The organism is Pseudomonas sp. B21-053, assembly GCF_026016365.1.
GTDB classification, from domain to species: Bacteria; Pseudomonadota; Gammaproteobacteria; order Pseudomonadales; family Pseudomonadaceae; genus Aquipseudomonas; species Aquipseudomonas nunensis.
The window spans coordinates 2,320,399-2,341,583 of sequence record NZ_CP087205.1; the positions used below are offsets into that span (position 1 = coordinate 2,320,399).

General features: G+C 60.4%; 16 protein-coding genes and 3 tRNA genes. All 19 read left to right on the top strand.

The genetic code is table 11. From position 1 onward, the window contains the following. Positions 1 to 128: 128 nt before the first annotated feature. The 19 genes from accD (at position 129) to LOY68_RS10745 (ending at position 21,183) form a co-directional block, all read left to right on the top strand. A complete protein-coding gene (accD, locus tag LOY68_RS10655; RefSeq protein ID WP_054052935.1) occupies positions 129 to 1,049 on the top strand; it encodes an acetyl-CoA carboxylase, carboxyltransferase subunit beta in 921 nt (306 codons plus the stop codon). After that, positions 1,046 to 2,353 carry a bifunctional tetrahydrofolate synthase/dihydrofolate synthase gene (gene folC, locus LOY68_RS10660; protein ID WP_265044458.1) on the top strand — a complete coding sequence of 436 codons (1,308 nt, stop codon included), beginning with the start codon at positions 1,046 to 1,048 and terminating at the stop codon, positions 2,351 to 2,353. Before accD ends, folC begins: the two co-directional genes overlap by 4 nt. Continuing rightward, positions 2,337 to 2,996, top strand: a complete 660-nt coding sequence (locus LOY68_RS10665) for an SPOR domain-containing protein (protein ID WP_054615510.1) — start codon at positions 2,337 to 2,339, stop codon at positions 2,994 to 2,996. Before folC ends, LOY68_RS10665 begins: the two co-directional genes overlap by 17 nt. Positions 2,997 to 3,094: 98 nt before the next feature. After that, positions 3,095 to 3,655: a CvpA family protein gene (locus tag LOY68_RS10670; protein WP_054615509.1), complete on the top strand. Its 561-nt coding sequence runs from the start codon at positions 3,095 to 3,097 to the stop codon at positions 3,653 to 3,655. Positions 3,656 to 3,696: 41 nt separating this feature from the next. Then, positions 3,697 to 5,202 (top strand): amidophosphoribosyltransferase, encoded by a 1,506-nt coding sequence (purF, locus tag LOY68_RS10675; RefSeq protein WP_131059546.1) that lies wholly within the window; start codon positions 3,697 to 3,699, stop codon positions 5,200 to 5,202. A gap of 64 nt (positions 5,203 to 5,266) precedes the next feature. Continuing rightward, entirely contained in the window at positions 5,267 to 6,478 is a 1,212-nt protein-coding gene (locus LOY68_RS10680) for an O-succinylhomoserine sulfhydrylase (RefSeq protein ID WP_054615508.1), read from the top strand. Continuing rightward, positions 6,475 to 7,251, top strand: a complete 777-nt coding sequence (locus LOY68_RS10685) for an SDR family oxidoreductase (protein ID WP_054052947.1) — start codon at positions 6,475 to 6,477, stop codon at positions 7,249 to 7,251. Before LOY68_RS10680 ends, LOY68_RS10685 begins: the two co-directional genes overlap by 4 nt. A gap of 250 nt (positions 7,252 to 7,501) precedes the next feature. Then, positions 7,502 to 7,577 (top strand) — tRNA-Val (locus LOY68_RS10690). A gap of 55 nt (positions 7,578 to 7,632) precedes the next feature. Then, positions 7,633 to 7,709, top strand: a tRNA-Asp gene (locus tag LOY68_RS10695). Positions 7,710 to 7,801: 92 nt separating this feature from the next. Further along, a tRNA-Asp gene (locus LOY68_RS10700) sits at positions 7,802 to 7,878 on the top strand. 391 nt (positions 7,879 to 8,269) lie between these two features. Beyond that, positions 8,270 to 8,779, top strand: coding sequence for a sigma-70 family RNA polymerase sigma factor (locus tag LOY68_RS10705; protein ID WP_054052949.1), 510 nt, complete (start codon positions 8,270 to 8,272; stop codon positions 8,777 to 8,779). Then, positions 8,776 to 9,726, top strand: a complete 951-nt coding sequence (locus tag LOY68_RS10710) for a FecR domain-containing protein (protein ID WP_265044462.1) — start codon at positions 8,776 to 8,778, stop codon at positions 9,724 to 9,726. Before LOY68_RS10705 ends, LOY68_RS10710 begins: the two co-directional genes overlap by 4 nt. Before the next feature lie 67 nt (positions 9,727 to 9,793). After that, positions 9,794 to 12,217 (top strand): TonB-dependent receptor, encoded by a 2,424-nt coding sequence (locus tag LOY68_RS10715; RefSeq protein WP_265044464.1) that lies wholly within the window; start codon positions 9,794 to 9,796, stop codon positions 12,215 to 12,217. Positions 12,218 to 12,566: 349 nt separating this feature from the next. Beyond that, positions 12,567 to 13,943 carry a diaminobutyrate--2-oxoglutarate transaminase gene (locus tag LOY68_RS10720; protein ID WP_265044465.1) on the top strand — a complete coding sequence of 459 codons (1,377 nt, stop codon included), beginning with the start codon at positions 12,567 to 12,569 and terminating at the stop codon, positions 13,941 to 13,943. A 197-nt stretch (positions 13,944 to 14,140) separates the two neighbouring features. Then, the gene (locus LOY68_RS10725) at positions 14,141 to 15,922 is read left to right on the top strand and encodes an IucA/IucC family protein (RefSeq protein ID WP_265044467.1); all 1,782 of its coding nucleotides are present in this window, start codon (positions 14,141 to 14,143) and stop codon (positions 15,920 to 15,922) included. After that, the gene (locus LOY68_RS10730) at positions 15,915 to 17,126 is read left to right on the top strand and encodes a type III PLP-dependent enzyme (protein ID WP_265044468.1); all 1,212 of its coding nucleotides are present in this window, start codon (positions 15,915 to 15,917) and stop codon (positions 17,124 to 17,126) included. The genes LOY68_RS10725 and LOY68_RS10730 overlap by 8 nt, the downstream gene beginning before the upstream one ends. Next, a complete protein-coding gene (locus tag LOY68_RS10735; protein WP_265045761.1) occupies positions 17,123 to 18,538 on the top strand; it encodes a DHA2 family efflux MFS transporter permease subunit in 1,416 nt (471 codons plus the stop codon). Before LOY68_RS10730 ends, LOY68_RS10735 begins: the two co-directional genes overlap by 4 nt. Before the next feature lie 18 nt (positions 18,539 to 18,556). Next, positions 18,557 to 20,416 (top strand): IucA/IucC family protein, encoded by a 1,860-nt coding sequence (locus tag LOY68_RS10740; protein ID WP_413787174.1) that lies wholly within the window; start codon positions 18,557 to 18,559, stop codon positions 20,414 to 20,416. Then, positions 20,410 to 21,183 (top strand): HpcH/HpaI aldolase family protein, encoded by a 774-nt coding sequence (locus tag LOY68_RS10745; protein ID WP_265044472.1) that lies wholly within the window; start codon positions 20,410 to 20,412, stop codon positions 21,181 to 21,183. The genes LOY68_RS10740 and LOY68_RS10745 overlap by 7 nt, the downstream gene beginning before the upstream one ends. Positions 21,184 to 21,185: the final 2 nt, after the last annotated feature.

The window sequence follows — 21,185 nt, forward strand, 5'->3', positions numbered from 1 at the left end:
ATGTACGCAGGTCAGTTTCCCTGACCCGGCAATCCGCTGATCATCGCCATACACATGAATTTAGCTCAAGGGCATACGCGGGGCTGCGAACCAAAGCGTTCGGGCCGCCGGTACTGGAGAAAGAAAGCATGAGCAACTGGTTAGTAGACAAACTGATCCCTTCGATCATGCGTTCCGAGGTCAAGAAGAGCTCGGTGCCTGAAGGTCTTTGGCACAAATGCCCGTCTTGCGAGGCTGTGCTGTATCGTCCAGAGCTGGAAAAGACCCTGGACGTTTGCCCCAAGTGCAACCACCACATGCGTATCGGCGCCCGCGCCCGTATCGACATCTTCCTCGACGCTGAAGGCCGTGCCGAACTGGGCGCTGACCTGGAGCCGGTTGACCGTCTGAAATTCCGCGACGGCAAGAAGTACAAGGATCGCCTGACCGCTGCGCAGAAGGCGACTGGCGAAAAAGACGCACTGATCTCCATGAGCGGCACCCTGCTGGGCATGCCGGTGGTTGTTTCGGCGTTCGAATTCTCCTTCATGGGTGGTTCCATGGGCGCCATCGTTGGTGAGCGCTTTGTTCGCGCCGCCAACTACGCGCTGGAAAACAAGTGCCCGATGATCTGCTTCGCCGCCTCCGGTGGTGCGCGGATGCAGGAAGCCCTGATCTCGCTGATGCAAATGGCCAAGACCTCCGCGGTACTGGCGCGTCTGCGTGAAGAAGGCATTCCGTTTATCTCGGTACTGACCGACCCGGTCTACGGCGGCGTTTCCGCCAGTCTGGCGATGCTTGGCGACGTGATCGTCGGTGAGCCGAAAGCCCTGATCGGTTTCGCCGGTCCGCGCGTAATCGAGCAGACCGTGCGTGAAAAACTGCCGGAAGGCTTCCAGCGCAGCGAGTTCCTGCTGGAACACGGCGCGATCGACATGATCATTCACCGTCAGGAACTGCGTCCGCGCCTGGGTAACCTGCTGGCACAAATGATGGGGCTGCCGACGCCGAAATTCGTCGCCGCGCCAATCGAGCCAATCGTGGTTCCGCCGGTACCTGCCAACATATGACCCAACGTACCCTTGGCGAGTGGCTCGCCTACCTTGAGCAGTTGCACCCTTCGGCCATCGACATGGGCCTGGCGCGCTCGCAACAGGTAGCGTCCCGCATGGGACTGGGCAAGCCGGCGCCTCGGGTGATTACGGTCACCGGCACCAACGGCAAGGGTTCCACCTGTGCGTTCGTGGCTTCGTTGCTGCGGGCCCAGGGCTTGAACGTTGGTGTCTACAGTTCTCCGCACCTGCTGCGTTACAACGAGCGGGTGCAGGTCAACGGCGTTGAAGCTTCTGATGCCGAGCTGTGCGAAGCCTTTGCTGCAGTCGAGGCCGGCCGTGGCGAGACGACCCTGACTTACTTCGAAATGGGTACCCTGGCGGCGTTCTGGCTGTTTCAACAGGCCAGTCTCGATGCCGTTGTGCTGGAAGTCGGCCTGGGCGGGCGTCTGGACACGGTCAACGTGGTGGATGCCGATATCGCGCTGGTCACCAGCATCGGCGTCGATCACGCCGATTACCTGGGTGATACCCGTGAGTCCGTGGCCTTCGAGAAGGCCGGCATTTTCCGCCAGGGCGCGCCTGCGCTGTGTGGCGATCTGAATCCTCCCCAACCCCTGCTGGACAAAGCGCGCGAGCTGGCTTGCCCGTTTTTCCTGCGTGGGCGTGATTTCGACCTCGGCATCACCGATAAAAACTGGCAATGGCGCGGCCTCGACGCTCAAGTGCGCGTGGTCGAGTTGCATGACTTGCCGTTGCTGGACCTGCCGATGGAAAACGCGGCGCTGGCGCTGCAGGCTTACTTGCTGCTCGGTTTGCCGTGGGTCGATGCGCAGATTATTGAGGCGTTGAAAGCTACACGGATCGTCGGTCGTCTCGATCGCCGGCAGTTCGAGTGGCAGGGCAAACAGCTGAATGTGTTGCTGGATGTGGGGCATAACCCGCATGCGGCAGAGTATCTGGCCCGGCGCCTGGCCAGTCGTCCACCGGTTGGCAAGCGTCTGGCGGTGTTCGGATTGCTGGCGGACAAGGATCTGGATGGTGTTGTCGGCGAATTGAATGCTAGTGTCCAGTCATGGGCTGTCGCGCCACTGGATTCTCCACGGGCGCGCCCGGTTGCGGATTTACACGCGGCCTTGCAGAACCTTGGCGCGTCGGTAACGTCCTATGGCAGTGTGGCGGCCGCCCTGGAAGGGCAGTGCGCACTGGCGACGAGCGACGACGAGATTCTGTTGTTCGGATCATTTTATTGTGTTGCCGAGGCCCTTGAATGGCTGGCCCGGCGCTCCACGGAGGAAGCGGCAAATGGCTTTGCTGGATAAGGCGTACAAACAGCGCATGGTCGGTGCCCTGGTGCTGATCGCGCTGGCAGTGATTTTCTTGCCGATGCTGTTTTCCCGTCAGGACGAACAGCGTCAGGTGACGGTGCAGGCGCCATCTGCGCCGCAAGCACCGTCGGTGCCGCAGTTGCAGGTCGAGCCAGTGGTGGTGCCTGAGCCGCAAGTTTTGCCTCAGGAACCCGTGCCGAGCGACGACGAGATTGCCGATCAGCAAGCGCCATCGACACCGATTGCTCCGGCTGCTCCCGTGGTTTCGACCCCGGCACCTGCCGCAAAACCGGTAACGCCGCCACCTGCGCCTGTCGCTAAACCGGCACCGGCCCAGCCGATTGCAGCCGCGCCGGCAAAACCAGACACCACCCAGAGCCGCGTCGATGCCAATGGCTTGTCAGTCAGTTGGTCGGTGCAACTGGCCAGTCTGTCGAGCCGCGCCAGCGCCGAAAGCCTGCAGAAATCCCTGCGCAGCCAGGGTTACAACGCCTACATCCGTACCGCCGATGGCAAGAATCGGGTGTTTGTCGGGCCGCTGATCGAGCGTGCAGAAGCCGATCGCCTGCGTGATTTGTTGGGTCGCCAGCAGAACCTCAAAGGTTTTGTCGTACGCTTCCAGCCTGAACGCGGTTAATACTATCGCCCCGATTTGAAATGCACTGACAATCGCAGCTTACCGATAAGCATGGGCTCTGCTAAAATGCGCCGCCTTATCCGTCTGTAGGCTGCACTGTGCCATTTACCTGGGTTGACTGGGCGATCGTTGCAATCGTCGCCATCTCCGCATTGATCAGTCTGAGCCGCGGCTTCGTTAAAGAAGCATTATCGCTGGTGACCTGGATCATCGCAGGAGTCGTCGCCTGGATGTTCGGTGGTTCATTGTCCGAGTACCTCGCCGGATACATCGAAACGCCTTCGGCTCGTGTGATCACGGGCTGCGCCATCATGTTTGTCGCCACGTTAATCGTAGGCGCAATGATCAATTATCTTATCGGCGAGTTGGTTCGCGTCACCGGGCTGTCCGGGACCGATCGATTCCTCGGCATGGCCTTCGGCGCCGCGCGTGGCGTGTTGCTGGTGGTCGTGGCGGTCGGGCTGTTGAGCCTGGGGCCGGTACAGCAGGACAGCTGGTGGAAAGAATCACAGCTGGTGCCAAAATTTTTATTGGTCGCAGACTGGTCCAAAAACCTGATCCTCGGGTGGAGCAGTCAGTGGCTTGCCAGCGGAATCAGCGTACCCGCTGAAATTCCGTTCAAGGATCACCTCTTGCCGACGGCCAAAACGCCTCAGTGAGTGGTGTTCAGTTCAGATCCATTAAGTAGGGGTTGCGTCGCATGTGTGGCATCGTCGGTATCGTCGGTAAGTCGAACGTCAATCAGGCGCTGTATGACGCGCTAACCGTGCTCCAGCACCGCGGCCAGGACGCTGCCGGTATTGTCACCAGCCATGATGGCCGGTTATTCCTGCGCAAGGACAATGGTCTTGTGCGTGACGTGTTCCATCAGCGTCACATGCAGCGCCTGGTCGGGCACATGGGCATTGGCCATGTGCGCTATCCGACCGCGGGCAGCTCGACTTCGGCCGAGGCTCAACCGTTTTACGTCAACTCGCCTTACGGCATTACCCTGGCGCACAACGGTAACCTGACCAACGTTGAACAGCTGGCCAAGGAGATTTACGAATCTGACCTGCGCCACGTCAACACCAACTCCGATTCGGAAGTGCTGCTCAACGTGTTCGCTCACGAACTGGCCCAGCGCGGCAAGTTGCAGCCTACCGAAGAAGACGTGTTTGCCGCCGTAACTGACGTGCACAACCGTTGCGTCGGTGGTTACGCGGTCGTGGCGATGATTACCGGCTACGGCATCGTCGGTTTCCGCGACCCGCACGGCATCCGCCCGATCGTCTTCGGTCAGCGTCACACCGACGAAGGCGTCGAGTACATGATCGCCTCCGAAAGCGTGTCCCTGGACGTGCTCGGTTTCACCCTGATTCGCGACCTGGCACCGGGCGAAGCGGTCTACATCACTGAAGACGGCAAGCTGCACACCCGTCAGTGCGCGACCAACCCGTCCCTGACCCCGTGCATCTTCGAACACGTCTACCTGGCGCGTCCGGACTCGATCATCGATGGCGTGTCGGTCTACAAGGCTCGTCTGCGCATGGGCGAGAAACTCGCCGAGAAGATCCTGCGCGAGCGTCCTGAGCACGACATCGACGTGGTCATCCCGATCCCGGACACCAGCCGTACTGCGGCCCTGGAGCTGGCGAACCACCTGGGCGTCAAGTTCCGCGAAGGCTTCGTGAAGAACCGCTACATCGGCCGGACCTTCATCATGCCGGGCCAGGCTGCACGGAAAAAATCCGTACGCCAGAAGCTCAACGCCATCGAACTGGAATTCCGCGGCAAGAACGTGATGCTGGTGGACGACTCGATCGTTCGCGGCACCACCTGCAAGCAGATCATCCAGATGGCCCGTGAAGCCGGCGCGAAAAACGTCTACTTCTGCTCGGCGGCCCCGGCCGTTCGCTACCCGAACGTCTACGGTATCGACATGCCGAGCGCTCACGAGCTGATCGCCCACAACCGTTCGACTCAGGACGTGGCCGATCTGATCGGTGCTGACTGGCTGATCTATCAGGACTTGCCTGACTTGATCGAAGCGGTCGGTGGCGGCAAGATCAAGATCGAGAAGTTCGATTGCGCAGTGTTCGACGGCCAGTACGTTACCGGCGACGTCGACGAGGCTTACCTGAACAAGATCGAGCAGGCGCGTAACGATGCCTCCAAGGTCAAGACCCAGGCAGTCAGCGCGATCATTGATCTGTATAACAACTGAGTAATTACCGGCCCTGAGGGGCCGGTTTTGTATCTACCAAAAGAACAAGGCAAGGAGTGACAGCATGAGTCAGGATTGGGATGCCGGTCGGCTGGACAGCGACCTCGATGGCGTAGCGTTCGATACCCTGGCCGTACGCGCCGGTCAGCACCGTACGCCGGAAGGCGAACACGGTGATCCGATGTTCTTCACTTCCAGCTACGTATTCCGCACCGCTGCCGATGCGGCGGCGCGTTTTTCCGGTGAAGTGCCGGGTAACGTTTACTCGCGCTACACCAACCCGACCGTGCGTGCGTTCGAAGAGCGTATCGCCGCGCTGGAAAGCGCCGAGCAAGCGGTGGCCACGGCCACTGGCATGGCTGCGATCATGGCGGTGGTGATGAGCCTGTGCAGCGCTGGCGACCACGTGCTGGTGTCGCGCAGCGTGTTCGGCTCGACCATCAGTCTGTTCGAGAAGTACTTCAAGCGCTTCGGCATCGAAGTCGACTACGTGCCGCTGGCGGACCTGTCCGGCTGGGACGCGGCGATCAAGGCCAACACCAAGTTGCTGTTCGTCGAGTCCCCGTCCAACCCGCTGGCCGAGTTGGTGGACATCGCCGAACTGTCGAAAATCGCTCACGCCAAAGGCGCGATGTTGGTAGTTGATAACTGCTTCTGCACGCCGGCCTTGCAGCAGCCGTTGAAGCTGGGTGCGGACATCGTTGTGCACTCGGCGACCAAGTTCATCGACGGCCAGGGCCGTTGCATGGGCGGTGTGGTGGCTGGTCGCAGTGAGCAGATGAAAGAAATCGTCGGTTTCCTGCGCACTGCCGGGCCGACCCTCAGCCCGTTTAATGCCTGGATTTTCCTCAAGGGCCTCGAAACCCTGAACCTGCGGATGAAGGCCCACTGTGCCAACGCCCAGCAACTGGCCGAATGGCTGGAGCAGCAGGACGGTATCGAGAAGGTGCATTACGCCGGCCTCAAGAGCCATCCGCAGCATGAACTGGCCCTGCGTCAGCAGAAGGGCTTCGGCGCGGTCGTGAGTTTCGAGGTCAAGGGCGGCAAAGAGGGCGCGTGGCGCTTTATCGATGCGACCCGTTTGATTTCCATCACCGCCAACCTCGGCGACACCAAGACCACCATCACCCACCCGAGCACCACCTCCCACGGCCGTCTGGCGCCGCAAGAGCGTGAAGCGGCGGGCATCCGTGACAGCCTGATCCGCATCGCGGTCGGCCTGGAAGATGTAGCCGACCTGCAAGCCGATCTGGCACGCGGGTTGGCTGCCTTGTGATCGAGTTGTCTACGCCGAGTACGGGCACCCATGGTCGTGTGGCGCTGGTCACCGGTGCCGCGCGCGGTATCGGCCTGGGCATCGCGGCCTGGCTGATCAGCGAAGGCTGGCAAGTGGTGCTGACGGATCTGGATCGCGTGCGCGGTTCGAAAGTGGCGAAGGTGCTGGGCGACAACGCCTGGTTCATCGCCATGGACGTCTCGAACGAAGGACAGGTCGCGTTGGGCGTCGCCGAAGTGCTGGGGCAGTTCGGGCGCCTGGATGCGCTGGTGTGCAACGCGGCGGTGGCTGATCCGCACAACATCACCCTCGAAAGCCTCGATCTGGCCTACTGGAACCGCGTATTGGCGGTCAACCTCAGTGGGCCGATGTTGCTGGCCAAGCACTGTGCGCCGTACCTGCGTGCTCACAACGGTGCAATCGTCAACCTGGCCTCGACCCGCGCCGGGCAGTCGGAACCGGACACAGAGGCTTACGCGGCGAGCAAGGGTGGTCTGTTGGCCCTGACTCATGCGTTGGCGATCAGCCTGGGGCCGGAGATCCGCGTCAATGCGGTCAGCCCTGGCTGGATCGATGCCCGGGATCCAACGGCACGACGTGCCGAACCGTTGACCGATGCCGACCATGCCCAGCATCCGGCGGGCAGGGTAGGGACGGTCGAGGACGTGGCGGCAATGGTGGCGTGGTTGTTATCCAGGAACGCCGGTTTCGTCACGGGCCAGGAGTTCGTGGTGGATGGCGGCATGACCAAGAAGATGATTTACAGCGAGTAGTCCGCTTCGGTGTGGAAGCGTTGATATTGAGTGTGCCGTCGTATTCGCGAGCAGGCTCGCTCCCACACTACAAAGCATGCTGCCTGAATAACGCGATCCACTGTGGGAGCGAGCCTGCTCGCGAAAGCGGTCTGGCAGTTACCGACCCCGTCCGGAATGACACGATTTTGTCTTTTTCAGAAAAACTTCAATCCTGCTATTGACTTAGGTTCGCTACCTGCGTAAATTTCGCGGCCTCGGAGATGCAAACGGGTGATTAGCTCAGCTGGGAGAGCGTCTGCCTTACAAGCAGAATGTCGGCGGTTCGATCCCGTCATCACCCACCACTTCCGAGAGTCTTGCGAAAGCAAGATGGAAGCTTTTAAAAGCCTCCACCGACGCGCAGCGGTAGTTCAGTCGGTTAGAATACCGGCCTGTCACGCCGGGGGTCGCGGGTTCGAGTCCCGTCCGCTGCGCCATATTTCCGAAGCAGGTTTTGACCTGGTTCGAGATTGAAAGCCTCGAAGCTTCCAGTAAGACGAGTTAATTGGACGCAAGTCCAAAGCGATACGCAGCGGTAGTTCAGTCGGTTAGAATACCGGCCTGTCACGCCGGGGGTCGCGGGTTCGAGTCCCGTCCGCTGCGCCATATCTGCCTCAAGGCCCACTGAACGCCTTGAAGCTACGAAGAAAGACGCTGGTCATGCCAGTATCCACTTCGAGTCGATAGCAAAGACCCTGGTCGAAAGACCGGGGTTTTTTGTGTCTGCGATTTGGCTTTTCCCTCCTTTTCCCTCGCTTCAGGGATTCGCATCCGCCAAACAGGCGCGATCTGCAATGAATTCTGACGTTTCGTGATAATTCCTCTCAAATACCCGCAGCCCTGATCAACCGGTGCTTGCACGCCTAAATCCCCCTCTCGTGACTGATTTATTCAAGTATTTACTGGGTGCAAACCGCACAAAGCGCTTTATTTGAAGTCCCATCACTAATTAGAATGAGTCGCATTTAAAATATTTCTTCGCGCAGGGTTCCATTAGATGAGTGATGCAGCGATGCCGACGGGGCAAACCTTCCACGACCTGTACCGCGACCACCGGGGCTGGCTCGAGAGTTGGTTAAGACGACGCATGAGCAACGGCAGTGATGCCGCGGACCTGAGTCAGGACACGTTCGTGCGTTTACTCGCCAGCTCCCAGAGCATCGCCGACCTGCAAGAACCCCGCGCCTACCTGGCGACTGTGGGCAAGCGCCTGCTGACCAACTTCTACAAACGCCGCAGCCTGGAGCAGGCCTATCTCAGTGCATTGGCGCTGCTGCCCGAGGACTGCGTGCCATCCCCCGAGCAGCGCTGGATCCTGCTGGAAACCCTGCAAGCCCTGGACGAATTGCTCGATGGCTTGCCGAGCCCGGTGCGACGGGCGTTTCTCTGGAGTCAGCTCGAAGGCCTGGGTTATCAAGAGATCGCCGAACGCCTGCAAGTCTCGGAACGCACGATCAAGCGCTATATGGCTCAAGCCTATGAACATTGCCTGCTGGTGGAGCTGTGATCGGTTCAGCACCTTCGGCTGAAGCCCGCCAGGTCGTGCGGGCCGCCGCGCGGTGGCTGGCGCTGATGGAGTCCGGCTCTGCCAATGAGCGCGATCGCGCCGAGTTGCAGAGCTGGCGCGACAGTCATTCCAGTCACGAACAAGCCTGGCAAAAGGCGCAACTCTTGCGTCAGCGTTTTGCCGACCTGCCGCCAGCCCTGGCGATGGCCAGTCTGGATCGGCCGCAAGCGAGTCGGCGCACCGTCCTCAAACGCGCTGTCGGCGCGGTGGCGCTGGTGCCGACTGCCTGGCTGATCAGTCGACAGTTGCCGCTGGATGTCTGGAGCGCCGACCTGCGAACGGCGACCGGGGAGGGCAAGAAAGTCCAGTTGGCCGATGGCAGCACGCTGCAATTAAACACCGCCAGCGCCGTCGATATCGACATGAAAAATCGGCTGCTTAAACTCGTGGAAGGCGAGATCGCGCTGAACGTGCCTGGGACTTCGCCGCTGACGATCCAGACCCACTTCGGGCAAGTGATCGTCAGTCAGAGCGAAGTCTGCGTTCGTCAGGGGCAGACGGGGTGCAAGGTGTCGGTGCTTAAAGGCGCGGTGCAGTTGCAGCCTTTGCGCGGGCCGGTCTTTTCGTTGCGCGGCGGCCAGCAGGTCAACCTTCAGGCGATGGGCGTCGGCGCTGTCGAGCCATTCGACGTGCTCGCCCCAGGCTGGCGTGACGGTGTGCTGATGGCGCAGAACCAGCCTCTGGGGGATTTTCTGCGTGAGCTCAGCATCTATCGCCCTGGCGTGTTGCGCTGGGAACCTGAACTGGAATCCCTGCGCGTCACCGGCAGTTTTCGTCTGGAAGACACTGATCGCATCCTTGCGTTGCTAGCGGCCAGCCTGCCGCTGGAGGTGCATTCGCGTACGCGTTATTGGGTAACGCTGCTGCCGCGCAAAAATATTGTTTGAGGCGTGTCCCCTTTTTTCGCGTCGCTTGTCATTCAAGGCAAGTGAAACGAAATCAGAGAGATTCTCAATGCCCGCAGTGATGCCTTGCAGTACGCGTCTGGCTCCATCCAGGCTGCGCCCGTTGTTGCACTTGAGTCTGTTGTTGAGCCTGAGTGCCTGCCCGTTGTTCATCACTTCCGGTTGGGCCGCCGATGCGTCTAAACGCAGTTATCAGGTGCCGGCCGGCAGCCTCAGTGCCGCGTTGACCCGTTTCGCAGGGCTTGCCGGGGTCAATCTGTCGGTGGACCCGGCACTCGTCAGCGGGCGTAACAGCCCGGGTCTTTCCGGTGACTTCGCCGTCGAGGAGGGCTTTGCCCGGTTGTTGCAGGGTTCAGGTCTGCAACTGCAGCCGGTAGGCGAACAGGCCTACATCCTGACCCCGGCGCCGGAAGGCGGCAGCCTGCAACTGGCGCCGACTTCGATTCTCGGTGCCACAGGCGGATCGGACGGCGAGGTGTATGCCGGTGGCCAGGTCGCGCGCAAAGGCTCGCAAGGCTTGCTGGGCTCAAAAGACTTCATGGAAACGCCGTTCAGCATGACCACCTACACCAGTGAGGCGGTCAAGAACCAACAGGCGCGGACCTTGGGCGATCTGGTTGCCAGCGATCCGTCCGTTCGTGCGACCAACCCGGCGGGCGGACGTTATGAACAGTTCACCATTCGCGGTCTCAGCCTGTTCAACAGCGATGTTTCCTACAACGGCCTCTACGGTGTGCTGCCGACCTACACGATCGACATGGAGATGGCCGACCGCGTCGACATCCTCAAAGGCCCGAGCCAGCTAATCAACGGCATCTCGCCCCGGGGCAGCGTCGGTGGCGGAATCAACGTGGTGCCCAAGCGCGCCACCGACAAGCCAATCACCTCGTTCACCACCAATTACGCGTCCAACAACCAGATCGGCGGCGCCGTGGATATCGGTCGGCGCTTTGGTGAGGATGACAAGTTCGGTTTGCGCTTCAACGGCGTGAAGCAATCCGGTGATACCGAATGGGATCACCAGAGCGTCGACCGCGACATGTTCGTGCTGGGCCTGGATTTTCGCGGTGAGCGCCTGCGCCTCTCGACCGACGTCGGGCACACCGAGCGTGATACCGATGCGCCGCAAGAGCGTGTGATCGTCGGTGCGAACGCACAGGTTCCGCACGCCAGCGAAGTCCGCAGCAACTATGCGCAGCCGTGGAGCAAAGCGCGGACCAAGGACACCTTCGGCACGGTGAATGGTGAATTCGATGTCAGTGATTCCGTGATGCTCTACGGTGGCGTGGGCGCGCGGAAAAGTAATCATGACTTCCTCCGGCATGCCGTTTCCATCACCAACAACGCTGGTGATTTCAGCGTTCAACCGCGCGACTTCACCCGTGACGAAAATGTCCGCACGGCCAATTTCGGTGTGCGCAACTGGTTCCACACCGGTCCGGTAAGCCATGAAGTCAACCTGGCAGCCAGCTACTTCTACATGGACTTTGAAAACGGCGGCGCCCGTTATGCCGCGTCCCCCAGCAACCTCTATGACCCGGTGGAAACGCCGACGCCGGTCCGACCCACGCGACAGGATCCCAAGGTCTACACCGAGAACCGCTTCAGCGGCGTGGCGTTGTCCGACACTCTGGGCTTTTTCGATGACCGTGTACTGCTGACACTCGGTGCCCGCTGGCAGCGCGTGAAGGTTGACGACTGGTCGGACAATATCAAGGGCGACACGGCCTACGACGAGGAAAAAGTTTCACCGTCGGGCGGCATTCTGTTCAAGGCCACCGACAAGCTGTCGTTGTACGCCAACTACATGGAAGGCCTGAGCCAGGGCAAGATCGCGCCGTCGACTTCGGTGAACGAAGACGAAATCTTCCCGCCGTTCATCAGCCGTTCGGTTGAGGTCGGTGCCAAGTATGACGCGGGCCCGTTCGCCGTCACCGCCGCAGTATTCCGCATCAAGCAGCCGGCCTATGAGACCAACGCCCAGACGCGCGTCTTCGGCCCGAACGGCAAGCGCGAAAACACCGGCGTGGAAGTGAGCATGTTCGGTGAACCGCTCAAAGGCGTCCGCCTGCTCGGCGGCGTCATGTACATCGACAGCGAGTTGAAAAACACCACCAATGGCACCTTCGACGGCAATCGCGCGCCTGCGACGCCGAAATACAACGTCAACGTTGGCGCCGAATATGACGTGCGCTCCGTGGAAGGCTTGACCCTGACCAGCCGCGCCATCTATTCCAGTTCGCAGTACCTGGACCAGTCCAACGTCAAGGAAATCGATTCCTGGACGCGTATGGACGTCGGCGCTCGCTACGCCTTCAAGGTCGACGAAAAGAACATCACCTTGCGTGCCAACGTCGAGAACGTAGCGGACAAGCGCTACTGGAGTTCGGCCGGTGCCTCGGATGACAGCGAGCCTGGATTGACGCTGTCGACCCCACGAACCTACCTCCTGTCGGCGACCGTCGACTTCTAAATCCATTCAAACGTGCGCTGCGCCACAGGGAGGGGCGCCGCAGTCAGCTATTTCCTTTAGAGGAAGAAACCATGCTCACCCTGACTTGAGAAACTATCGATACATTTTTATAAGTTAGTGCCTGCTCCAGGGTAATAACAAAGTTGTCAGATTTATAACAAGAACATGGCCGGATAATGGCACTGATGATCGACTCTCAGGTTTTCATAACTTGTGAGGTTGTGTGCGCGAAAAGTTTTAATAGCTGGATATCAAGTTATGTAAATATTCCAAAAAAGTCAGGGCCAGTAGTTGCGTCCATTTCTAAATGGGAATAGTTTGCATATCGAAACTTATCGAGGATAAACCGATGTTGAATGATGGCTTATTGCACTCTAATCCATTGCAAAAAACCAATGCCGACTATCTGGCTCGACAAAGCAAGTTCGAATCAAATGTACGCAGCTATCCGCGTAAATTGCCACTGGCAATCGCCAAGGCGCACGGAGTCTGGGTAACTGACGTCGAGGGCAATACTTATCTCGACTGCCTGGCCGGCGCTGGTACGTTGGCCCTGGGGCACAATCACCCGGCGGTCATGGCCTGCCTCGACAGCTTCCTCACGTCTGGCTTGCCGATGCACACGCTGGACCTGACGACACCGGTCAAGGATGCGTTCTGCGAGACGCTGCTCAGCCTGTTGCCGGGCCAGGGTCGCGATTACTGCCTGCAATTTTGCGGGCCGTCCGGGGCGGATGCAGTGGAAGCGGCGCTGAAACTGGCCAAGACCTACACCGGGCGCAACAACATCATCAGTTTTTCCGGGGCCTACCACGGCATGACCCACGGCGCCCTGGCCCTGACCGGTAACACCGCGCCGAAAAACGCGATAGCGAGCCTGATGCCGGGGGTGCAGTTCATGCCGTTCCCCCACGAATACCGCTGCCCGCTGGGCATTGGCGGTGAGGCTGGGGTCGAGGCTCTGACCCACTATTTCACCCAGTTCATTGAAGACGTCGAAAGCGGCGTGTCGCTGCCAGCGGCGGTAATTCTCGAAGCGGTGCAGGGCGAGGGCGGGGTCAATTGCGCCCCGGTCAGCTGGCTGCGGGCGATCCGCGAGGTGACCCGCAAGCACGGCATCCTGCTGATCCTCGACGAAGTGCAGACCGGTTTTGGTCGCACCGGCAAGATGTTTGCCTTTGAGCACGCCGAAATCGAGCCGGACCTGATCGTCATGTCCAAAGCCCTCGGCGGTGGTTTGCCCATGGCAGTGCTAGGCATCCGTCGCGAGTTCGACGCCTGGGAGCCGGGCAACCACGCCGGTACTTTCCGCGGTAACCAGATGGCCATGGCCGCCGGGCTGGCCACGATGCAGGTGCTGCAACAACAACACCTCGCAGCCCACGCCGAGCGCCGTGGCCAGTGGCTCAAGGATCGGTTGATCGGGTTGCAGAAGCACTATCCGGCGCTGGGCCAGGTGCGCGGTCGCGGCTTGATGCTGGGCATCGAGATTGTCGACGAACGCCAACCGGCTGATCGCCACGGGCATTTCCCGATGGACCCGGCGCTGGCCGTGGCCATCCAGCAACAGTGTTTCAAACAAGGCTTGTTGCTGGAACGCGGCGGCCGCAAGGGCAATGTTATCCGTTTGTTGCCACCGTTGATTATCGACGATGAACAATGCCAACAAGTGATCCAGCGTTTTGATAACGCCGTGGCCGCTGCTTTATTGCAATTGCGCCCTTGAGTTAATCCATCGAAGTTGCGTAAGCCAATCGCCTTGTTTCAGTTTTAGGGTGTTGGTGCAGAGGCCATTGATTATTTAAAAGGCTCAACGAAGTCATGTCGTTATGTGGAGTTTCTTCGGCCGTTAAATCAGTCGATCAGCAACTAATTTTTTCGCGAGACGTATTCAGTGACCTCACGGGCTACTGTGGAGCACCCATGAATCATCCAAATCGCAATGTGTTACCGAATATGGTCAGTGAATTGGCAACGACGTGCGCGTTGCTTAATTGCTTGATCAAAGAGTTTGCCTTGCCGGAAAACTGCCTCAGTTACAGTTGGCCGACGCAGATGCAAGGTATCGCTCCGGGCAGTTACCTCGAAGGCCTGGAATGGAAGGGCATTCCCCTGACCATCAAGCTGCCCAACCAGCAGCAATTCTTTGTGATGGTGGACCGCCGTGACGGTCTCGGCAGTCACCGTTACCTGTCGGACGTTTATGCCCGGCGCGGCGAGGGCGACTGGTCGTGCCTGGGGTTTGCCGAGTTCGTCGAGCAGTTGCTCACGGCGTGCGAACACATGACTCGCGCCAGCAACGATGAACTGCTGGATCAGGTGCTGCAAAGCCAGTTGCTGACCGCCGCCATCGTCGGCCACAACACGCCGAAGGACTCGGACCCGCTCAGCGGTTACCTGGCCAGTGAGCAAGGCTTGTGGTTTGGTCACCCGAACCACCCGGCACCTAAAGCGCGACTGTGGCCAGCGCATCTGGCCCAGGAAACCTACGCTCCGGAATTCCAGGCGCGCACGGCGTTGCACCTGTTCGAAGTGCCGCTGGAAGGCTTGAGCGTCGGCGCCAACGGCCTGAGCAAAGCGCAAGTGTTGGCCGGTTTTGCCGATCAGTCACAGGCGCGACCAGGGCACGCAGTCATCTGCATGCACCCGGTCCAGGCGCAGTTGTTCATGCAGGACGGCCGGGTGCAGCAATTGCTCAAGTCCAAAGCGATTGTCGATCTCGGCGCCACGGGCCTGATGGCCAATCCCACGGCCTCGATCCGCACCTGGTACATCGAAGGTCATGAGTTCTTTATCAAGGGCTCGCTGAACGTGCGCATCACCAATTGCGTCCGGAAAAACGCCTGGTACGAACTGGAAAGCGCGCTGATGATCGACCGCATTTTCCGCAACCTGCAACTGACCCAACCCGAAACCCTCGGCGGCTTGTCGGTGGTGGCCGAACCGGGCCTGTTGAGCTGGGCGCCGCACAGAGCCAGCGAAGCCGACAGCCATTGGTTCCGCGAACAGACCGGAGCAATCCTGCGCGAGAACTTCTGCCTCGACAGCGGCACCGACTGCAGCATCATGGCCGGCACGCTGTTCGCTCGCGGCCTGCATCTGCGGCCGTTGGTGCATGAGTTCCTGAGCCGCTTCAACGGCCACGACATCGACGATCAACAGTTGCTGAGCTGGTTCGATGATTACCAGGCGCTGCTGCTGCGACCGGTGCTGGCGCTGTTCTTCAACCACGGCATCGTCATGGAACCGCACCTGCAAAACAGCGTGTTGGTACATGATAACGGTCGCCCGCAACGCCTGCTGCTGCGGGATTTCGAAGGGGTGAAACTGACCGAAGAACTCGGTGCCTCGCGGATCGACGCCGACGTACATCCGCGGGTGCGTGAGTCGTTGCTCTATACCCGCGCACAAGGCTGGAACCGCATCGTCTATTGCCTGTTCGTCAACAACTTGTCCGAGGCCGTGCTGGCCCTGAGTTGGGAGCGTCCGCACCTGGCGCCGCTGATGTGGCAACGGGTCGAGCAGCAACTGATCAGCATCCGCGCCGAACTGACTCGCGCGGCACCGGAGCTGGATGCGCTGATCGACGGTCAGCCGATTGCCTGCAAGACCAACCTGAAAGTGCGTCTGGCGGCCAAGGCTGATCGTCAGGCCGGCTACGTCACCCTGGAGTCCCCGTGGGGCAAGGAGACCCGGCATGGATAAGCTGCCCGCAACGGTGCTGGCCGCCATCGACGAAGCCCGCATCCAAAACGAAGACCCGCTGGCGCTGTTCATCTACGACCTGGATGCGCTGAAACAGCACGTCACTCAAGTGATGGCGGCACTGCCCAAAGGCGTGGAGCTTTACTACGCGATCAAGGCCAACAGCGAACCGCAAATCCTCGCCACCGTGGCGCCGTTGGTGCACGGCTTCGAGATTTCCTCCGGCGGCGAAATCGACCGGCTCCAGACCTGCCCGACGCCCAAGCCATTCATCTTCTCCGGCCCCGGCAAACTCGATTCCGACCTGCGTTCAGCGCTGCAACATCAGGTCGAAGCGATTCACATCGAAAGCCTGAATGAAATCGTGCGTCTGCAACGGCTGGCGCTGGAAGCGGGGCGGGTGCAGGACGTGTTGCTGCGGATCAACCCGGAACTGCCGTCGCCACTGTCGAGCAAACTGGCGATGGCCGGCACCGCCACGCCGTTCGGGATTGACGAGTCGGAACTGGCCCAAGCGGTGAGCTGGGTCGATAACGCCAGTCACCTGCGGCTCAAGGGTTTCCATGTGCATGCGATGTCCCATCAGTCGCTGGTGGAACGTCACGAGCAACTGCTGGACCTGTACCTGGAACGCTGGCCGCAATGGAAGGCGTTGTCGGCGAATCCGGCGACCATCACTCATCTCAATGTCGGCGGCGGCATCGGTGTGAATTACCTCGGCCCGCAGCAATTCGATTGGCAGCGCTTGTGCGCGCACCTGGGCGAGTCCCTGGCGGCGTGTGCCGATGCGCCGATCGTGCGCTTTGAGCCCGGTCGTTTCATCAGCGCGTATTGCGGCTACTACGCGATCGAAGTGCTGGACAGCAAAACCAGTCACGGCAAGCACTTCCTGGTCTGTCGCGGCGGCACTCACCATTTCCGCCTGCCGGTGGCGCAGGGGCACGATCACCCGGTGATTCATCTGCCACCGCATCCCGCAACTTCCGGTGCAGTGCAGCAGAAGTGGACCGTGGTCGGGCAGCTCTGCACGCCCAAGGACGTGCTGAGCCGCGATTGCCCGCTGACCGGTGTCGAAGTCGGCGACATGCTGGTGCTGCCGCTGGCCGGTGCCTACGGCTACAACATTTCCCACGCCGATTTCCTCTGTCATCCGCGACCGCCACAGCTGTTCGTGCAAGACGCAGGAGGCGCATCTTGGGTTTGACGGTCGCCGCTCCGCGCTGGCTGGTGGTGGTCAATGTGCTGTTGGGCACGTTGACCGTCAGCCTCAACAACAGCTCGCTTAACCCGGCATTGCCGGCGTTCATGACTGCCTTCGAGATCGGGCCGCTGCTGGCCACGTGGATCGTCGCGGCATTCATGGTGAGCATGGGCATGACCATGCCGCTCACCAGTTTTCTCAGCCAGCGGGTAGGGCGCAAGCGTCTCTATTTATGGGGCGTGGCGCTGTTTGTCTGCGGCTCGCTGATGGGCGCGCTGGCCAACTCCATCGCGCTGGTGATCACCGCGCGAGTGGTGCAGGGCATTGCCAGCGGGCTGATGATTCCGCTGTCGTTGGCGATCATTTTTTCGGTGTACGCCAAGGGCGAGCGGGGCCGGGTCACGGGGATGTGGGGCGCGGCGGTGATGCTGGCGCCAGCGTTGGGGCCGTTGTGCGGCAGCCTGATGCTGGAGTGGTTTAGTTGGCGTTCGCTGTTCCTGATGAATGTGCCGATTGGCTTGGTGGCGCTGATTCTCGGCGTGGCCGTGCTGCCAGCGTCCGAAGCGTCCGAGCGCAAACCGTTCGACCTGGCGGGTTATCTGTTGATCGCAACGGGCATTGGCCTGCTGATGGTCGCGGTGGGGCGTTTGCGTCACGCCGAAGCCCTGACCGATCCGCTCAACCTCGGCATGTTGCTGGCGGCGATCCTGTGTCTGGTCGCCTTTGTGCGCCTGGAACTGAACCGCACCTCACCGTTGCTCAATCTGCGGATCTTCGCCCTGCGCGGTTATCGCTTGAGCGTGATCATCGCGGTGGTGCAGTCGGTCGGCATGTTCGAGTGCCTGGTGTTGCTGCCGCTGCTGGTGCAAGTGGTGATGGGCTACAGCGCGATCTGGACCGGTCTGTCGCTGCTGTGCACTGCGGCGTTTGCCAGTCTGTTCGGGCATCTCGGCGGTCGCTGGCTGGATCGGCACGGACCTCGGGGCGTGGTGCTCTGGGGCCTGCTGCTGACCGGCGCCGCGACGCTGGGCCTGGGCCTGCTCGGTGCCGGCTCCTCCATCGGCGTGGTGTTTTTCCTGATGATGGTGCGCGGCGCCGGGCTCGGCCTGTCGTACATCCCGATTACCACCGCCGGGCTCAATGCGCTGCCCGAACCAATGGTTACCCAGGGCGCGGCGATGAACAACATTTCGCGGCGCCTCGTGTCGTCGCTGGCCATCGTCATCGCTTCGCTCTGGCTCGAGTTTCGACTTGGCACCGGGGTTGATTCCGCCGCTACGCCGGGGGCAATCAGTGAAGTGTTCATGGCCACCGGCATCCTGGTTTTGCTGGCGCTGCCCTGCGCCTGGCGTTTTCCCGTCCACGCATCCGACGAGCCGGCCGAGGCACTGCCTTCGGCCCTCGAACAGCGTTAATTCTTTAATCGACAAGGTATGACAATGGCGACCTCATCTCAGGCAACACCTCAGGTTCCAGGCGTCTGGCTGGCGACCGCTGACACACAGCGCTATCAACAAGTGGAACAGCGGGTGGTCGGCCAACTGCTGCAAACCCTGCTGTATGAAAACGTGCTGCCGTACCAACATTCACCTCTGGCTGGTAGCCAATACCGGTTTGTCGTCAGCGGCGTCGACGCCCTGCAAAAACCGGTGGAATACCACTGCACCGGTTTGCTCAGCGCCAGTTTCGAACTGATCCGCCTCGACTACTCCAGCCTTGAGCGCATCGATGCCCAGGGCAAGCACAGTCAGCCGCGCCTGCATCAGGCGCTGGCCGAACTGTTGAGCGAGCTTCAGGACAGTCCGCACCTGCCACGCTTCACCCATGAACTGGAACAAACCCTGCTCAAGGACCTGCAATCGCGCAGCCAGGGTTATCAGGCTGCAAAGCCACCGTATCAACTGGACGTCGATGCGCTGGAACAGCACTTCATGGATGCCCACAGCTATCACCCTTGCTACAAATCACGCATCGGTTTTTCGCTGAAAGACAACGCCAATTACGGGCCAGAGTTCGCCACGCCAGTCGCCATTGTCTGGTTGGCGGTGGCGAAAACCTGCGGGGCGATGAACATCTCCCGACACCTGAACTACGACGATTTCATCCAGCAGGAATTCGGCCTTCAGCGCTGGCAGGAACTCGCAGAAAGCCTCTCCGATCAAGGCAAGTCGATGGGCGATCACTGGCTGATGCCGGTGCACCCGTGGCAGTGGGAAAACGTTGTTGTTCCGGTGTTCTACCCGGAACTGGTCAGCGGTGAGCTGATCTATCTCGGCACCACGGATGATCGTTATAAAGCACAGCAATCGATCCGCACCCTGGCCAACGTTACGGACAAACAGCGGCCTTACGTCAAGCTCGCGCTGAGCATGACCAACACCTCCAGCACGCGCATCCTGGCCCGTCACACCGTGATGAACGGCCCGATTATCACCGACTGGTTGCATCAGTTGATCCGCAGCGACAGCACCGCCCGCGACCTTGGCTTCGTGATTCTCGGCGAAGTGGTTGGCGTCAGTTTTGACTACGATCACCTGCCCGCTACGCGCATGGCCCAGGCCTACGGCACCATGGGCACCCTGTGGCGCGAAAGCATTCACCAGTACCTGGAGGACGATGAACAAGCGGTGCCATTCAACGGCCTGAGCTCCGTGGACAACCGTTATGGCGACGGTGAACAGACGCCGTTTATCGACGCCTGGATCAAGCAATACGGCCTGCACGCCTGGACCCGCCAACTGCTGCAAGTCGCGGTGTCGCCGATCATTCACATGCTCTACGCCGAAGGCATCGGCATGGAATCCCACGGGCAGAACATCGTCCTGATCGTCAAGCAAGGCTGGCCGCAACGGATTGCCCTGAAAGACTTCCACGACGGCGTGCGCTATTCGCCGCAACACCTCGGCCGCCCCGAGCTGAGCCCGACCCTGGTACCGCTGCCGGCCAGCCACGCCAAGCTCAACCGCAACTCGTTCATCCTCACTGATGATTTGGATGCGGTGCGCGATTTCTCCTGTGATTCGTTCTTCTTCATCGCCCTGGCCGAGATGGCGATCTTCCTGCATCAGCACTATCAACTGGCCGAAACCGAGTTCTGGCAGATGACCGCCGAGGTGATCACCGGTTACCAGGCTGATCACCCGCAACACCGTGCGCGCTACGACGCGTTTGATGTGTTCGCGCCGTTCTACGAAGTCGAAGAACTGACCAAGCGCCGCCTGTTGGGCGATGGCGAACGTCGCTTCAAAAAGGTGCCGAACCCGCTGCACGCGTTCCGGCCGCAATCATGCTGAGGACCAATCTGCTCAAGCAGAAACTCCTTAACGGGGAGTCGGCCTACGGTCTGATCAGCTCGATTCCGGCGCCAGCGGCCATCGAGTTGATTGCCGAAGCCGGTTTCGATTTCGTGATCATCGACATGGAACACGTGCTGATCAACCCGCAAACCGTGGAGAACATGATCCGCACCGCCGAGAGCTACGCGCTCACGCCGCTGGTGCGGGTAGCGGACCTTAATCCGAAAACCATGCTGCGCCTGCTCGATGGCGGCGCCCAGGGCATCGTGTTGCCGATGATCGAAAGCCCCGAGTCGTTGGCCGAAAGCATCCGTGCTTGCAAATACCATCCGCAGGGCAATCGCAGCCTGAACGCCGGGCGCCCCGGTGCATTCGGCAAACACAGCCTGGCGGAATACATCGGTCTGGCCAACGAACAAATCATGATCGTGGCGATGATCGAAAGCGCCGAAGGCGTGCGGCGCGCGGCAGAAATTGCTGCGGTGCCGGGCCTCGACATGATCCTCGAAGGCGCGGCGGATTTATCGCAATCGATGGGGACGCCGTGGCAGATCGACCGCCCCGATGTGCAGCAAGCGCTACTCGCCAGTTGGCAAGCCGCCAGTGCTACCGGCGTGCCGTACTGCGCGATTCCACGCCAGCCGGGCGACCACGAACGGTGGTTGGCTCGCGGCGTAAACAGTTTTGTTTTGGGTGACGAGCGTGGCATCGCTTTTCGTGCCCTCCAGGCCAAATTGGCCGCCACTTCAGCAGAAGGAAAATAATC

Excerpts from the sequence above, each read along its gene's own strand:
- folC (WP_265044458.1), top strand. The coding sequence starts at position 1,046 with ATGACCCAACGTACCCTTGGCGAGTGGCTCGCCTACCTTGAGCAGTTG.
- LOY68_RS10720 (WP_265044465.1), top strand. The coding sequence starts at position 12,567 with ATGTTGAATGATGGCTTATTGCACTCTAATCCATTGCAAAAAACCAAT.
- LOY68_RS10725 (WP_265044467.1), top strand. The coding sequence starts at position 14,141 with ATGAATCATCCAAATCGCAATGTGTTACCGAATATGGTCAGTGAATTG.
- LOY68_RS10715 (WP_265044464.1), top strand. The coding sequence starts at position 9,794 with ATGCCCGCAGTGATGCCTTGCAGTACGCGTCTGGCTCCATCCAGGCTG.
- LOY68_RS10680 (WP_054615508.1), top strand. The coding sequence starts at position 5,267 with ATGAGTCAGGATTGGGATGCCGGTCGGCTGGACAGCGACCTCGATGGC.
- LOY68_RS10665 (WP_054615510.1), top strand. The coding sequence starts at position 2,337 with ATGGCTTTGCTGGATAAGGCGTACAAACAGCGCATGGTCGGTGCCCTG.
- LOY68_RS10730 (WP_265044468.1), top strand. The coding sequence starts at position 15,915 with ATGGATAAGCTGCCCGCAACGGTGCTGGCCGCCATCGACGAAGCCCGC.
- accD (WP_054052935.1), top strand. The coding sequence starts at position 129 with ATGAGCAACTGGTTAGTAGACAAACTGATCCCTTCGATCATGCGTTCC.
- LOY68_RS10740 (WP_413787174.1), top strand. The coding sequence starts at position 18,557 with ATGACAATGGCGACCTCATCTCAGGCAACACCTCAGGTTCCAGGCGTC.
- LOY68_RS10745 (WP_265044472.1), top strand. The coding sequence starts at position 20,410 with ATGCTGAGGACCAATCTGCTCAAGCAGAAACTCCTTAACGGGGAGTCG.
- purF (WP_131059546.1), top strand. The coding sequence starts at position 3,697 with ATGTGTGGCATCGTCGGTATCGTCGGTAAGTCGAACGTCAATCAGGCG.
- LOY68_RS10705 (WP_054052949.1), top strand. The coding sequence starts at position 8,270 with ATGAGTGATGCAGCGATGCCGACGGGGCAAACCTTCCACGACCTGTAC.